This is a genomic window from Paenibacillus sp. FSL F4-0236 (genome assembly GCF_038000135.1).
Taxonomy (GTDB): domain Bacteria; phylum Bacillota; class Bacilli; order Paenibacillales; family Paenibacillaceae; genus Paenibacillus_AQ.
The window spans coordinates 5,058,784-5,073,587 of sequence record NZ_JBBOBK010000001.1; the positions used below are offsets into that span (position 1 = coordinate 5,058,784).

13 protein-coding genes are annotated in these 14,804 nt (G+C 44.3%); 1 reads left to right on the plus strand and 12 read right to left on the minus strand.

The genetic code is table 11. The features are described 5' to 3' along the window. Positions 1–22: 22 nt before the first annotated feature. From NSQ29_RS22715 to NSQ29_RS22770, 12 genes are all read right to left on the minus strand, one after another. Positions 23–1,408: an oligosaccharide flippase family protein gene (locus NSQ29_RS22715; RefSeq protein WP_341126147.1), complete on the minus strand. Its 1,386-nt coding sequence runs from the start codon at positions 1,406–1,408 to the stop codon at positions 23–25. After that, the gene (locus NSQ29_RS22720; protein WP_341126148.1) at positions 1,374–2,852 is read right to left on the minus strand and encodes an O-antigen ligase family protein; all 1,479 of its coding nucleotides are present in this window, start codon (positions 2,850–2,852) and stop codon (positions 1,374–1,376) included. Before NSQ29_RS22720 ends, NSQ29_RS22715 begins: the two co-directional genes overlap by 35 nt. Continuing rightward, positions 2,849–3,622: a WecB/TagA/CpsF family glycosyltransferase gene (locus NSQ29_RS22725; protein ID WP_042124436.1), complete on the minus strand. Its 774-nt coding sequence runs from the start codon at positions 3,620–3,622 to the stop codon at positions 2,849–2,851. Before NSQ29_RS22725 ends, NSQ29_RS22720 begins: the two co-directional genes overlap by 4 nt. After that, entirely contained in the window at positions 3,619–4,965 is a 1,347-nt protein-coding gene (locus tag NSQ29_RS22730; RefSeq protein WP_341126149.1) for an O-antigen ligase family protein, read from the minus strand. The genes NSQ29_RS22725 and NSQ29_RS22730 overlap by 4 nt, the downstream gene beginning before the upstream one ends. Positions 4,966–4,974: 9 nt before the next feature. Beyond that, a complete protein-coding gene (locus tag NSQ29_RS22735) occupies positions 4,975–5,910 on the minus strand; it encodes a glycosyltransferase (protein ID WP_339268993.1) in 936 nt (311 codons plus the stop codon). A 25-nt stretch (positions 5,911–5,935) separates the two neighbouring features. Then, positions 5,936–6,628, minus strand: coding sequence for a sugar transferase (locus NSQ29_RS22740; protein WP_042124430.1), 693 nt, complete (start codon positions 6,626–6,628; stop codon positions 5,936–5,938). Between the two features lie 30 nt (positions 6,629–6,658). Further along, positions 6,659–7,549 carry a UTP--glucose-1-phosphate uridylyltransferase GalU gene (gene galU / locus NSQ29_RS22745; protein WP_042185171.1) on the minus strand — a complete coding sequence of 297 codons (891 nt, stop codon included), beginning with the start codon at positions 7,547–7,549 and terminating at the stop codon, positions 6,659–6,661. 149 nt (positions 7,550–7,698) lie between these two features. Further along, on the minus strand, positions 7,699–8,340 hold the full coding sequence (locus NSQ29_RS22750) for a CpsD/CapB family tyrosine-protein kinase (RefSeq protein ID WP_042185169.1): 642 nt from the start codon (positions 8,338–8,340) through the stop codon (positions 7,699–7,701). Then, positions 8,324–9,064 carry a YveK family protein gene (locus NSQ29_RS22755; protein WP_076283895.1) on the minus strand — a complete coding sequence of 247 codons (741 nt, stop codon included), beginning with the start codon at positions 9,062–9,064 and terminating at the stop codon, positions 8,324–8,326. The genes NSQ29_RS22750 and NSQ29_RS22755 overlap by 17 nt, the downstream gene beginning before the upstream one ends. 265 nt (positions 9,065–9,329) lie before the next feature. After that, positions 9,330–9,965 carry a response regulator gene (locus NSQ29_RS22760; RefSeq protein WP_042185164.1) on the minus strand — a complete coding sequence of 212 codons (636 nt, stop codon included), beginning with the start codon at positions 9,963–9,965 and terminating at the stop codon, positions 9,330–9,332. 25 nt (positions 9,966–9,990) lie between these two features. Further along, positions 9,991–11,637, minus strand: a complete 1,647-nt coding sequence (locus tag NSQ29_RS22765) for a sensor histidine kinase (protein ID WP_042185158.1) — start codon at positions 11,635–11,637, stop codon at positions 9,991–9,993. A gap of 317 nt (positions 11,638–11,954) precedes the next feature. Beyond that, positions 11,955–12,809, minus strand: a complete 855-nt coding sequence (locus NSQ29_RS22770; protein ID WP_076283894.1) for an AraC family transcriptional regulator — start codon at positions 12,807–12,809, stop codon at positions 11,955–11,957. Positions 12,810–12,893: 84 nt separating this feature from the next. Here NSQ29_RS22770 and NSQ29_RS22775 point away from each other — a divergent pair, with 84 nt between their 5' ends. After that, entirely contained in the window at positions 12,894–14,804 is a 1,911-nt protein-coding gene (locus NSQ29_RS22775) for a family 20 glycosylhydrolase (protein ID WP_076299136.1), read from the plus strand.

Consider the following 14,804-nt stretch of genomic DNA (forward strand, 5'->3'; position numbering starts at 1 on the left):
GTTTCCTCCTTTATCTTTCGCATTATCCATTCATATCCATAGGTTTCTTGCGAATGTAAGAATTCATCGTCGTCTTCATCCACTGAATGTCCTCCCGGGTAATGAGCAGCCGGGGTAGTTTAACTTTTAAGGTGTACTTTATATTGAGAACAATGAAGAAGAATCGCAGGATTGCTGATGACAACATCGCTATCCCTGCTCCGAGTAAGCCAAACTTAGGGATGAGCAGGAACAACATTGGGATAACCAAGAGTAAGCCAAAACCTTGAAGCATCGAAACAATTTTCGGCTTGCCTAGCGCCATAAAGGCCTGCGCCAGAATGATCGTCCCTCCGCTAATGGTCACTTCAAGGAGCAATAAGCGAAACACGGTTAATGCCGCATTGAAGTCTTTGCCGTACATCAACGGAATTACTAAAGGGGCTAAGAGCATCAGGAATACTCCGCCAAGCATGGTGAAGGTCGTACTTATTCGGAAGGCTTTGAATGTTAACTCAACTGCCTGTTCTTTGGACAGCTCAGAAGCCTTAGGAAACAACACGATCGTAATTGAGCTTGAGAAAAAATTAACCATTCGTGATAGACTCACAGCCACTACATACAGCCCCAAATCAGCAGGTCTTAACAAACCGGCAATTACGATCTGATCGATATAGGTAGAGAAATTGCCAAGCAAGTCATTGCCGTAGGAACCAAGTCCGTAAGTAAACAATCTTTTTAAATTCTGATAGGCCCCTCTCATCTTCACCTTATAGGTACGAAGCAAGGAAATCGTCATTCCGATAAACAGCGGCGCTCCCGGAAGAAGATAGGCAACTGCAGTTGTAAATGGATTCATCTGATCCAGCGCGATCAATATCCCGATCATCGTCAGTGTAAGCAACGGCACTAGATAGCGAATCCAATTAAACCTCTTGTATTCGCCTCTGAATTGAAAAGCTGCATTGTTAATTTGAGAGATCACTATAATCGGACACAGAATCATAGACCACTGAGCAAAGGTCACGACCTCCGGACTGAAGGATTTCAGCCAATAAGGCAAGACCACGATACCTATAATCATCGCTATGACTCCAAAAATGGTACCGAGCAGCAATGCCATACGATAAAGCACTCCGGCATCCTCCGGATTTTTCTTAGCGTTATAGATGAGAGCTGAAGGAATGCCAAAGCTCATGCTAAACGCCAGAAACTGTGACCAGTTAATCATTGCCGTCTGTTCCCCACGACCTGTCGGTCCAAGATAACGGGCGGTCAGTACACCAGTTAACATGTTAATCAATAGGATCATGACACTGACAAACATAGTTTTTACGGCTGCCGAGCTGTTGTCCTTGCTCTTGGCGAACAATCTAAAAGATGACCAGATTGTTCTAGCGGGGAGAGATTTTGCATTCAACTGCTGCATACGGTGTTCCCTTCCTTCTACTTTGAGTAATCTCTCTTGCGCTGAGGCCAAGACCGATCAGCATCCAGATTAAGTATCCCTTGAGTCCGGGAAACCCATTATCTGAAACTAGACTGACAATCGCACCGGTCCAAGTAGCTAACGCAAGTCGGGCGTAGGGCTGCAATTGGTCCCTACTGATTACTCTAGCGAATATCTGTTTGACAACTGCGCCTAAAGCTCCGAAGAAGAAAACAGCACCCAGAACACCAAAGGTAAGCAGTAAAGCGATAACTCCGTTATCCATAATTCCGTACTCTCCAAGCTCGCCGTCATTACCAAGCTTAGTCCCTTGGCCTACACTACCAATTCCCTGACCTACTGGATTGGCGGCAACCATCGGCAGCATGTTTTGCCATAAGCTTAGCCGTTCATTATAAGAGTGATCTTCTTGAACAGAAGAAAGTGTCTCTACCCGAGCAACCAGTCCTTCGGCACCAGGCAATTTCGGCACAACCCAGAACAACGCAGCAGCCACAAAAACTAATTGGATCAAGGTTTTCCACTTTCCCTTAGAAGGAGAGGTTCCAATGTACATGAGCAGCATCACCAGGAGTATCAGCCATGCCGCGCGTACTAAAGTAGTCAGCAGGCAGATTACAACCAGCAGCACGCCGATCCAGCGCAATGTTCCCCGCCATTTTTTCTCCAGTATCATCGGAACTAAAGCAAACGCTAAGAAGGTTGCAGCCGGTCCGGGCGAATTCAGCGTAGAGAACACTCGAATTTCCAATGGATATGGATTTCCGATGGACATCATGTCCGCATGTTTCATCCAGAACACATCCCAAGGTGGCACGGTTAAATACTGAACAATCCCGTAAATGGCAACTAGGACTGCAATATTGGCAAAAGCGGTAAGCAGTCGATCGATATCCTTCGGCTTGAACTTCGTGACGGCAAAGTACGGCAATAACAGCAGTGGCACAATATAACTCGCTAAGTCATAAACTGAACCCATGCCATTCTTAGCCAAACCGATTAAAGCACCATAACCCAGCGCTATTGCGAACATTAACATGATCCGCGTGGAGGATTTTTGAATATTATGAATCTCCTTCAGCAGCGGAATGATCAAGGTTACACCGGTTAACAAGGGTGCTAAGCTCAGCAAGGATACAGAGTGATACACTCCTTCTGACCAGTCAGCAATGCGGCGCAGCTCTGGAGCTACTGCCCAGATTAGCAAGGTATAAGCAACCAGCATTTTCGGTCTAAGTATGGCTAGCAAGAAAGCCGGGAATAGGATGGCTGAGAGAATGGCTCCCTGCAGACTGTTCGATGAACTCAGCATCGCACTGGAGAAGCCGATGATCAGCGGAAGAGAGACACCTGCAGCTGCAGTCCCCCCTATTAATCCAGCTGTCTTGATGAACCTAAGTGATGGGGGCGTAAATACACTCATTCCAAGCCTCCTTCCTTCACCTTATCCCGCTTACGCAGTTCCTTAAGTAATAAAAGTAGAAATTGTGCATCATCCACAAGATATCTTTTCCAGAGCCGGCCCGGCTCCTGGCTAAGCCGCCAGAACCATTCGAACCCTGTTTTTTGCATGAAGCTAGGCGCTCGTTTCACTGAGCCTGACAGAAAATCAAAGGTCGCTCCCACTCCGATCGATATCGGAGCTTGATAAGAGGTATAGTGGCGGTAAATCCACTTTTCCTGCTTAGGCGCTCCTACACCAACAAACACGATATCTGGCTGGCACTCTGTCAGCATTTCTATAATGCGTTCATTCTCCTCCTCATTGTGCTCGAATCCATAGGATGGAGAATAACAGCCAACCACATTTATTCCGGGATGCGCTGTTTTCAAATTCATCGCTGCCCGTTCCGCCACGCCTTCAGCTGAGCCTAAGAAGAACAGCCGGTACTTCCTTTGCTCAAAGGCGTTGCCCAATCGATTAAATAGATCCGCGCCGGATACCTTCTGCTTAAGCGGCTTGCCTAGCATTTTGGATGCCCAGATCAGTGGCATTCCGTCAGCAACAACTGCGCCTGCCTTCGAATATACCGTTTGAAATTCTTTATCCTTACGAAGCTTGATCACATGATCTACATTGCAAGTGAGGATATAAGACTGATTCCTCTCCTGAATGGTTTTATCAATGTAATCAAGCAAATCCATGAAATCATAGTTATCAAAATTGACATCGAACATATTCACTTGATTCATCGTATCACTTCTTTTTGTGGGGAATCGGTTGGCTGTGAAGATCGATACAGGCAGTTCAGGTACCAACAGAACGGAATAATAAATTGGACCGTCGACAGCGTGTTATCGGAGAATGAGTAGATTAAAAACGCTGCAATAAATAACAAATAATAAGGTTTGATCGGTGAAGCCAATGCTCTGTACACCAGAATAAACACAGCCAATAAAGAGAACATCAACAGAATAGCGCCAATATATCCCCCATCGAAGTAAAAGCGGATATACTCGTTGTGCGGAACTACAAAACCCTTATACAATGTTCCATCATTTGCTACCGTCACTGCTCCAAGCCCTCTACCAGACCAAGGAGAGTCCGCAGCCTTGTTTAAGAAATACTCCCATGCCTCTGACCTTCCTGATAAATCAACAGCCGTCTCTGTCTTTCTCTCAAAGGAACGTTTCTCAAAATTATCGAGCTGCCAGAAAACGGCGACCATAATCAGGAAAAATGCACCCATCAACGGAATTAGCAGATAGGTTCTGCCCTTCAAATATTGGCGGAGAATATCATAGAAGTAATAGAGAACGGTAAGTCCAAGTGCCAATATAGGCCCTCTTGTTCCTGTTCCAATCAAGATAAAGAAATTTAGAACTAACATGATATAGAAAAAGCGTGCTTGCTGCGGATTCCGCTTCACCTCTATAAATGGAATCGCTACTCCCATAAAGGCCAGCATCGCTAGATGCGCAGGAATATTAGCCCCCTGAATCCGTACAGCGCCTGTATACTCGATGTTGAGAAAATTATGAACATGCGCAAGCTGCAGCAACAAACCAACCACTACACTAACAAGGGGAAGCATACAGATGATTTTGATTTGCAGCTCAGCTACATTCTTTTTCCAGTTGATTAATAAAAATACGAATGGAATGGATAGACCGATAAAAGCTTTAACTGCAATGGATGAGGTCATTTCCGGCAGCCAGATCGAAGACCCAAAGGTAATCACCAGCAGCGCTACCATTGCCCACAAGGGGTGACTCAGACGAAACCGCAAACCATTGACCAGAATACAAGGAACAAGCAGCATCACGATAACCAATTTATAAAGGGACAGTATCTCCATTCCGAACATGCTGCCATCATATAAAAAGTTAATCGATATTGCCGTCGTGATTAGAACGAAATAACTGATCAGTTCAGGCCGTGAAATTGAGATTCCCAGCAAAATAATCAGAAGCACGGCAGCTATCGCAATCATCGGCTGGTAGATGACCGCCGTTCCAAAGAACAGGGCCGACATGAGATAGAGCATCCCGTATGGCAAAACATTTAATTTGGAGCCCCACTCAAAATTTGTCATGTTAATCCCTCACCCCGCTGCGGAATGCCTCTCCCGATTGAGAATCATATGAAGCGTTCCACGAATACTCTCCAGCCTGCATTTGTTCAAAAGCCTTCTTCCTTTACTTCTTGAGAGGATAGAATCAGCCAGGATATACACGAGCTTAGCGGCTGTCTTTCCCACTAGAAGCAGCTTGCCTTTTAGTCCTTCGCTTTTCATAGCGTTAGAGATGCCTTGGCTATAATAGCGCCTCATAATCCAATCTTCCGTTAAACGGGCCGCCGGAACGAAATGGTCAACCGCCATTTCCGGATGGTAGAGGATGGAATGCCCTTCTTTTTGAATCTGTCCGAATAACCAGGTCTCTTCACCGGAGAGCAGAGAATCACCCTTTCTTCCGAGATCTAGGGGAAAAAGACTGATGTCGAATACGAGCTTCCGCATCGCCATATTGGCCCCACAAGGATGAAGTTGCTTGGGATATTCCTTAATCCGGCTACCTAAATCAACAATCGTGTACGGAAGCTCAAAGGGTTTAATCAACCATTCCGGACGTTTACTTTCAAATATCGGAGCGATTTTGCCTCCCATAGCCATGACCTCCGGTTTACTCTCGAAAGTACTGACAATCGTTGTTATCCATCGCTGGCAAGGTATCGCATCATCATCGAGAAAGGCAATCAGCGGCGATTTGGAAGCCAGAATTCCTGTATTTCTAGCCGCTGAAAGCCCCTGCATCGGCTCCATCATGTAGCGGATATTCACATCAGCTCCATGCTTTCCTATAAACTTTTTGACGCAAGCTTCAGTATCATCCTTGGAACAGTTATCCACAACAATGATCTCCGCCTGCTCTAAGTGATCTAGCTTTAAAAGTGACTGAAGCGTCTTGATCAATAAAGGTGCTCTGTTGTAGGTACAGATGATAATGGAAAGCTTAGGAACGTCTCCGTATTCACGCATCGGCATTCACCTAATTTCCACATTATTAATAAGCATCTTTTGAACCGAGTAACATCAGTCCGGTTTTAGCAATGATTTTTAGATCCAGCATGGTGCTCCGAATATGGATGTAGGTTAAGTCCAGCTGTACCATTTCGTCGAAGCCGACACTATTTCGGGCATTTACTTGCCAATATCCGGTACAGCCTGGTGTAACCGTCAAACGCTGTTTGTCATATTCCGTATACTGAGCCACCTCTTCAGGCAGCGGAGGACGAGGACCGACCAGACTCATTTGACCTATCAGCACATTCCACAGCTGAGGTAGCTCATCGATGCTCGTCTTGCGCAGGAACCTCCCTATCTGTGTGATCCGCGGATCGTTCTTAATCTTGAACATGGCACCGCTCACTTCGTTATAGGCCATCAGGTTTTCTTTTAACTCCTCAGCGTTACTAACCATGGATCTGAACTTATACATCGGGAACTGCTTTTCATTCTTCCCAACCCGGTTTTGCCGAAAGAACACCTTTCCTTTCGGATCCTCCAGCTTGATCAGAATCGCCACGACAACAAATAATGGCATTAACACGAGAAGACCAAGAGCGGAAAAAAAGATATCGATCATCCGTTTCATTATCAAATAGGACTCCGCTTCTTTCCTTCTCTCATCGGTATGCAGCATGTAAAGTTTCGGCAGGACCGCCTCGTAGTCTTCCGGCAGTTTTTGCATGCTCATCCTCCTCATCTAAAATTTTGCGAACTCAACTTAACTACTCAAGCTGGTTTGTCCCATTTTATTCAGCCATTCCGCCATTGCATCCATCACCGGATAGCGCAAATCTTCACTTTGCAGTGCAAATTCAAGTGTTGTCAAAATATATCCAAGCCGCTCGCCGACATCATATCTTGTTCCGTCAAAATTATAGGCATATACCCGTTCGCTCTGATTCAGCTTCTGAATGGCATCTGTCAACTGGATCTCTCCGCCAGCGCCTTCTTCCATCAAATCGAGATACTTAAAGATCTTTGGAGTAAACACATAACGGCCCATGATCGCCAGATTAGAAGGTGCCGTACCTAGTGGCGGCTTCTCTACAAAATTGTTAACCCGATACAATTTACCGTCCTGCAAATCCGGTTCAATAATACCGTAGCGATTCGTGAATTCATCAGGAATCTCTTGAACTCCGATAACCGAGTTTTGTGTTTCTTCATATTGATCGATCAGCTGCTTAAGGCAAGGTACGGCTCCTGTGACGATATCATCGCCTAACATGACACCGAATGGCTCATCTCCGATAAACCGTCTTGCACACCATACGGCATGCCCCAGACCCTTCGGTTCTTTCTGGCGGATATAGTGAATTTCTACCTTGGCTGAACGCTGAACCTCTTTAAGCAGATCCAGCTTTCCATCTTCCAGAAGCCTAGACTCCAGCTCAAACGCATTGTCAAAATGATCCTCAATGGCCCTTTTACCTTTACCAGTAACAATGATGATATCTTCAATACCGGAAGCAATAGCTTCCTCCACAATGTATTGAATGGTTGGTTTATTGATAATCGGAAGCATTTCTTTAGGCATGGCTTTCGTTGCAGGAAGAAAGCGCGTACCTAGTCCTGCCGCGGGTATGATTACTTTTTTTACCTTTTTCATCGCACTTTACCTCCTAAAAGTTTTGTGAGCATTAGCTTCAATGATTTGACTTCGAGCAAAGCTTACTTCGAAAGCATAAACTTAAGTTTTGTGAGCATTAGCTTCAATGATTTGACTTCGAGCAAAGCTTACTTCGAAAGCATAAACATTTACTTCGCCTGGTTCATGGCAATTCCGATTAAATTAGAGCCGGTCTGTTCAAGCAGCGTCTTCGCTTTGCGGATCGATTCCCGTTTGGACTTTCCGTATCTGGCCACCAGGATCACGCCGTCCGCTTGAGGTGCCAATATACGAGCATCACTGAAATCGACTGCCGAAGGAGAATCCAGCAGGATCAGATCGTAGTTTTCTTTTAGTTCCTCAAGCAAAGCGGTCATTTTGGGGTTGCCCAGCAAATCCGGCGGACTAACATGCGTTTTACCCGCCGGGATGACCGAAAGATTGGCCAAATTTCCGAGGACAGCGATGTTATCCGCTTCCTCTTGCCCACTTAAATAAGCCGCAAGCCCGTCACTACCCTCTACTTCAAACACTGTATGAAGACCAGGATGTCGCAGATTGCAGTCCACCACCGCTACCTTCTTCCCATCCTGGACGAAAGACACCGCTAGATTTGACAAAATCGTCGTCTTGCCTGCTCCAGCTTCTGCTGACGTAAAGAGTAGCACTTTTCCTCCGCTACCCTGCGCTATTCCAAGCTGGCGTATATATGTGCGTAGCGATCGGAACGATTCCGAGATATGCGAGGATGGATTAACATCCGTAACCAGACTCTTATTTAGCCGCAACATAAGCACCCTCCTTCACTCTTGTGTTGCCGCCTGCTGCCTTACCCAAATCGCGTTTACGAATGGTTGCGATCGAAGCAATTACCGGAAGACCAAGGTCATATTCCGCTTCCTTTTCAGACCTTAATGTGCCGTTAAGAGTTTCCATCAGCAAAATAATTCCTAGGGCTGCCATAAGCGATACAACAAAGCTGATGATGAGATTCATCGCAAACCCGCCGTTCGAGGGCCCTGGAACATCAGTCGGATCGGCCGGTGTCAGCAAGGTCACATTGTCTACCCTCATCAGCGATGGCAATTCACGAATGAATGTCTGCGAAACCGCATTTACGATCCCGGCAGCTTTGGTGTAGTTTTCATCCTGAACATTGAGGTTGATCACCTGGCTCTTCTCTGAAGTTTTAATCTCAAGCTTCTGACTTAGTTCATCAGCCGTCAGACCAAACTCCGGGTGATTTTCTATTACGCTTTTCATGATGGTCGGTGATTTCATAATTTCCTTGTAACTCTCAATTAAATTCAGGCTAAAGCTCAAATCGTTAAGATTGTTGCTCTCGGGAGCCTTGGCAATATTGTTGACAAGCAGCTGTCCGGAAGCGGAATAGACGGGTTCAACGAAGTTTTTACTAACGTAGTAAGTCGTAGCACAGGAGATCAAAACGAACACCATGATGAGCCAAAACCTTTTTTTAATCAGGTTAATGTAATCCAGAATCGTCTTTTCCACAGTAACCCTCCTTCCGCTAAAATTACATTCTGAAAGCATTCATGAAAGTTTCAGTTGTTGCTTTAATTCTATCAATCCACACCATTCGCCACATGGCTCATATCATCACTTTCCTCTTCACTTTGGAGTAAGACGTTGTACTCCTTAAGAGGGGGGTGAGGTATACTTTAGCGCCATATTTAGGGCTAATTTAAGTTTTGACGCACAAAAAAACACGGACATCGAGTCCGTGTTTATGTACAATGCTTATAAATTAGTTCAACTTTCACTCATAAGACATTTCATATTTGGTCAATCCGACAGCATTTGCGTAAAGCGCTGCCTGTGTACGATCTGCCACCTGTAATTTCGCTAAAATCTGACTGACATGCTTTTTCACTGTAAATTCACTAATAAAAAGACGTGAGGCAATTTCTCTGTTGCAAGCGCCCTGTCCTAGTTCGATTAAGACTTCCTTCTCTTTCGGGGTCAATTCATCTGTCGGACTGCTTTCACTCATTCGCATCTTATCTTCCATCAGACCAGGATCATAATACTTTCTTCCTTTATGGACCAACTGGATAGCAAATAGTAACTCTTCTGGCAATGCCTCTTTCAGTACATATCCGTCTACCAGCACTTCCTCAGCTTTCAGAAAATCCTCTCTGCTTGCAGATGATGTCAGCAGAATAAACTTACTAACGATTCCACGAGCACGCGCTTTCTTGATGACATCAAGTCCTGATTCATCCGCTAGCTTAAGATCAATGAGTACAAGGTCAGGCTGCGTCTCCTCAATCACAAGAAGCGCTTCTTGGCCGTTCGTCGCCTCTCCAGCAAACTTCACATTCGGTTGCATCGAAATAACGGATGCCAGCCCTCTTCTAACTAGAGGATGATCATCTACAATGACGATTTTCATTAGAAACGACCTCCCGCCCTAAAGTTTATGCATTCTTTAATTCAGCTACACCCACAGGAATGGAAATCAAGATTCTCGTTCCCATATTTTCATTACTGGACAGCTGGAAGTCGCCACCTAGCGACTGCGTCAAATATTGCATATTCTTCATGCCAAGCCCACTCGCACTATCTTCGGATTCAATCCATAACAAATCAGTATCAAAACCAACACCATTATCACAAATCAATAATCGAATCCAAGTCGGCTTCAGAGACAGTTCTACATCCACTCGACTGGCAGCACCATGCCTGATGGCATTACCAGTGGCTTCGGAGATAATCCGAAAAAGCGCTTTGTGGTAAGGATAAGGGAGACTGAAATCATCTCCCGTTATTTTTAATTCAATATCAACATCATTTAATCTGGATAAGCTCTTTAAATGTGATCTTACCATACCGAGCCATGTAGGCCCGCCACTCTTCTTGGAGCTAAGACTGTAGATCGTGATCCGCAGTTCTTTAGCAACCTTTGTAGCAGAGTCATGAATAAGCTCAATTTGTTCTTCTAGCTCATGATCTGACATTCTCTTCCACGATTCCTTCAGCGAATGCGTCGCATACACAATACCAAAAAGGCTTTGGGATACACTGTCGTGCATTTCATCCGCAATCCGGTTCTGTTCGTTCGTGATGATCAACCGGTTCTCAATCACACCAAGCTCATGCCTTTCAAGAATATTCGCACTTAGCTCAGATAAGAATATCAATTGTTGAATATACCATCTGCGGCCTTCCAGCCCCTCTGTAGACTCCAGCTTGAGTCCAATCATCCCTACAAATCGGGTGCTCATCCGTACAGGCATCAGCAGGAAATCTCCTAATCCCGGAAGATTTCTAAAAATAGGCTCTCGCTGCAATCTCCATTCATGTTCATGTTTGCCCAGTTCTGAGAATAAGAACTGTTCCTCTTCCTGCTGCCAGCCGGTCTGCCTGCTCTGCGGTGCTGGTTCTCCGCTTTTCTTGGCGAACCAAAACAAAGCCTTATCTAACTTCGTTAGCTTAACAACATAATCGGTGATCACTTGACCGATATTCATGAAATCATGTTGGCTTGAGGTTTCCACGATATGGTACAGCGATTTGATATGCTCCATCGTCTCTTTCGTGCGAGCATTCGATTCTTCACGTTGCCGCTTCATCCGATTAACGATCTGCATTATTATAACCGTAAGTACCAGTGTTAGAAACAGATTCCCATTTACAAATACAATTTCCAAAAAAGTTTTGTTCGCAGAATTGATAAAAAAATAACAGAGCACCGCAAAAATACTGATGTAACTTAAAAGCAGCGACCATCCAAAATAAATGGACAATGAGCCTGCAGCAATCAATACAGGGTTTAGCACATAGAGCCTAAAGGAACTCTCGTACCCACCGGTAAACAAGGTCAATGCAATAATTCCCACCATCTCTATACTAACAGCTAGGACGAGAGTCTTTGGCCTGCTTCGTAACCTCCGATAAAAAAATGAGAACGTTTGTGCAAACAGAAAGAGTATGGCAATAACAAGGGATTTATAAATTACGGAAGGTCCCGTTTTATCTAGAAGATACATGAGCGATGTGAGGGACAAAGAGAAGTACCTGTAATACTCAATCAGTTTGTCTTCTGCAGTTGGTTTGATTTTCATCCCACCACCCTATTCTCCAGTTTTTTTGGAAAATGCGAGATTGTACTGTGCTCGATAAAAGCATCATACATGAGAAAAATCACAATAACAAGCTGACATTTCCCATGTTTGCGCTTCCATTTGAAAAATAGTTACAAAAAATTTATTATTTTTTTAGAAGATTTTATACCTAAAATTTGTCATTTTATCCACTATAGTTATAAAGAACTAACGTATTTATGTAATATTAATCCATAATTTTTAACATATCTCATAAAACGACAACAATTATATAATTATAACAATTCACATTGGGACTCTAGTAGTATGATGTCGATTTAAATGTTACTACGACAAAGCTGTGGCGCAATCCCCATATATTTTTTAAATAAACGTGAAAAATAGAATGGATCATTATAATGAAGCATGCCCGATATTTCTTTTACTTGTAATGGGGTATTTAGAAGCAGCTTTTTGGCCTCAGCCATTTTAAGACGGTGAATATATTCATGAAGCGGATACCCGCTACTACGCCGAACAAGACGACGAAGGGTAGACATCGAGATATGATGTTTTGCCGCAATTTGCTCTAGGTCCATTTCACCATAAATGCATAAATTCAGGTCCTCCCGAATCTGACGCATATAATCTGCCTGAGCATTCCAACTTTTTTCTTCTATTATAAAAGAACACTCCAATAGCATCCTTTCAACGAGTAGTGCGGCCCGATCCGCATCTGCAGGTTCTCCACTCTCCATTCGTTGTAGTACCTCTTCAAATAAGGTCGAAAGACCCATGATCGAATTCGCTTGGAACACATTCCCGCCAGCGATTAGACCCGACTCTAGCCATTCCGATACACGTGTCCCATTAAAATTAATATAATATTCATCCCAGCTCCCTCCAGGTGGTGGGCCGAAATTGTAACTGTATCCTGGGCGAAAAAAGAATAAGCTGCCTTCACGCACCTGCTGTTCTTTCCCCGAAGTCTCCATATAGGTGCCACCACCAGATACTATGTAAACAATAGCCCAGTGTTCAAAAACTACGCCTGAACGGAATAACGTTCTTCCAGGCAAATGGCCGGCTTGTCCTACTCTAATATTTTTAAGCTTCAGCTTAGAGGACTCAACCTTCGGATCAATAATTCGTATTGGATATGGACTGATCATATAATCCATGCGCTTGGACATTATAGACATTCCCCCCTCTGTTTAGTAGTGATAAGGTTATTGTGAAGTTGATCATATTCTACATGAATAAGAGGTGTCCACGCTATGCTTAATCATTCTACACTACTGCTTCTGCCTAATCCGCGTGAAATCACATTGTCACAGGACTCATACCGTTTCCCAATAAGCGGAAGCATTGTGCTTCCTAGTACGGGAGAGGAAAGTTCAATGCCTGCTGCACAAAAGCTGCAAGCTGTGATTAAACAAGCCTTAAATCTTCATTTGACCTTATCTATTGGCACACGTCCAACGGTCGTATCCGCTTGTATCTTTAGCTATGTGCCGTCATTATCTGAGCAGGCATACGAAATAGTTGTTGATCAGAGCGGTATCGTTGTCTCCTATAGCTCACCTGTCGGTGCCTTCTACGCAGTAGCCACTCTGAAACAAATCATTGAACAAAGCGGCAGATCTATTCCTCATCTGCATATTCGCGATGAACCTGATTTTGGAGCTAGAGGGATAACCGTTGATATCAGCCGCAATAAAATTCCAAAGCAAGAAACCTTGTACCGAATCATTGACCTTATGGCCGATCTGAAGATGAACCAGCTTCAGCTATATATAGAAGGTACGCCGTTCGCGTACGAATCTTTCCCTCAAGTGTGGGAGCTTGAGACTCCAATCACAGGAGAGGAAATCTTGCTTCTAGATGCCTACTGTAAGGCGCGTTATATTGAGCTTGTTCCAAACCAGAACAGCTTTGGACATATGGAAGGCTGGCTTTCCCGTCCTGAATTCAATGCTTTAGCCGAAATTCCAGAGGGATTTATGCTTCCCAAGGAATTGTACATGGGAGATGTATATCCAGAAGGACTATTTATGCATCCCGGTACGTTTGATACCGAAGATCCTGCCGTGCTCCCTCTGCTAGAAAAAATGTTCGACGATCTGCTTCCATACTTCTCCTCTAATCAATTTAATGTAGGCTGTGATGAGACGTATGAGCTTGGTCTTGGCAAAAGCAAAGCGCTGGCTGAATCACAAGGTAAAGGTCAGATCTATTTATCTTTTCTTCAGAAGATTTATGAGCTTGTTACGAAACGCGGCAAGACGATGCAATTCTGGGGCGATATTATTATCCAACATCCCGAACTGATCCCTCACCTGCCTAAAGATATTATTGCTATGGAATGGGGTTACAGTGCGGAACATCCTTTTGAGTCGGATACCCTCAAATTCCGTGAAGCAGGCATTCCTTTCTATGTCTGCCCTGGTACCAGCTCATGGAACTCCATTACGGGGCGTAGCGACAATATGTTTGCCAATCTGCGTAGTGCAGCTATTCATGGCAAAAATAATGGTTCTATCGGCTATCTCATTACCGATTGGGGTGATCACGGGCACTGGCAGCATCTTCCAATCAGCTACACTGGATATGTTTATGGTGCTGCGCTTTCCTGGAATGTAGATAACAATCTAGATGTAGACACTGCAAAATATTTAAATACATTCATCTTCGCGGATCGTTCCGAGGGTATTGGTCAACTACTCCTTGATCTCGGCAATTACTATCAGCTTGAATCCGAGATTATTCGTTCAAATGATACGGAAATGTCCCTGCTTCTTCGTACTAATCTCGACAATTTGTTAATTGTAGAGAAACTTACCGAAGAGCATTTCAACAATCTTGAAGAATACATGCTCTCTATCGAGGCACGTCTCTCGGGGCTTGATCTTCAATGTGATGATGCTGATCTTGTTCTTAAGGAACTGAGTAACGGAATCCATTTTGTGAAGCACGCTGTGCAGCTTGGAAGAATTAAACTGCAGCTGGCATCCGCGCCAGATTCGATTGACCCTAATCTGATTACGGAGCAAATCAATGATTTGAATGTTCTACTTCATCAATATCGTCTATTGTGGACCGAGCGCAACCGACTCGGTGGCTTAGATCAAAGTATTTGGAGACTTCTACGTCTTAGAGGTCAATACGAAGCATTGAAATCGAAGTAA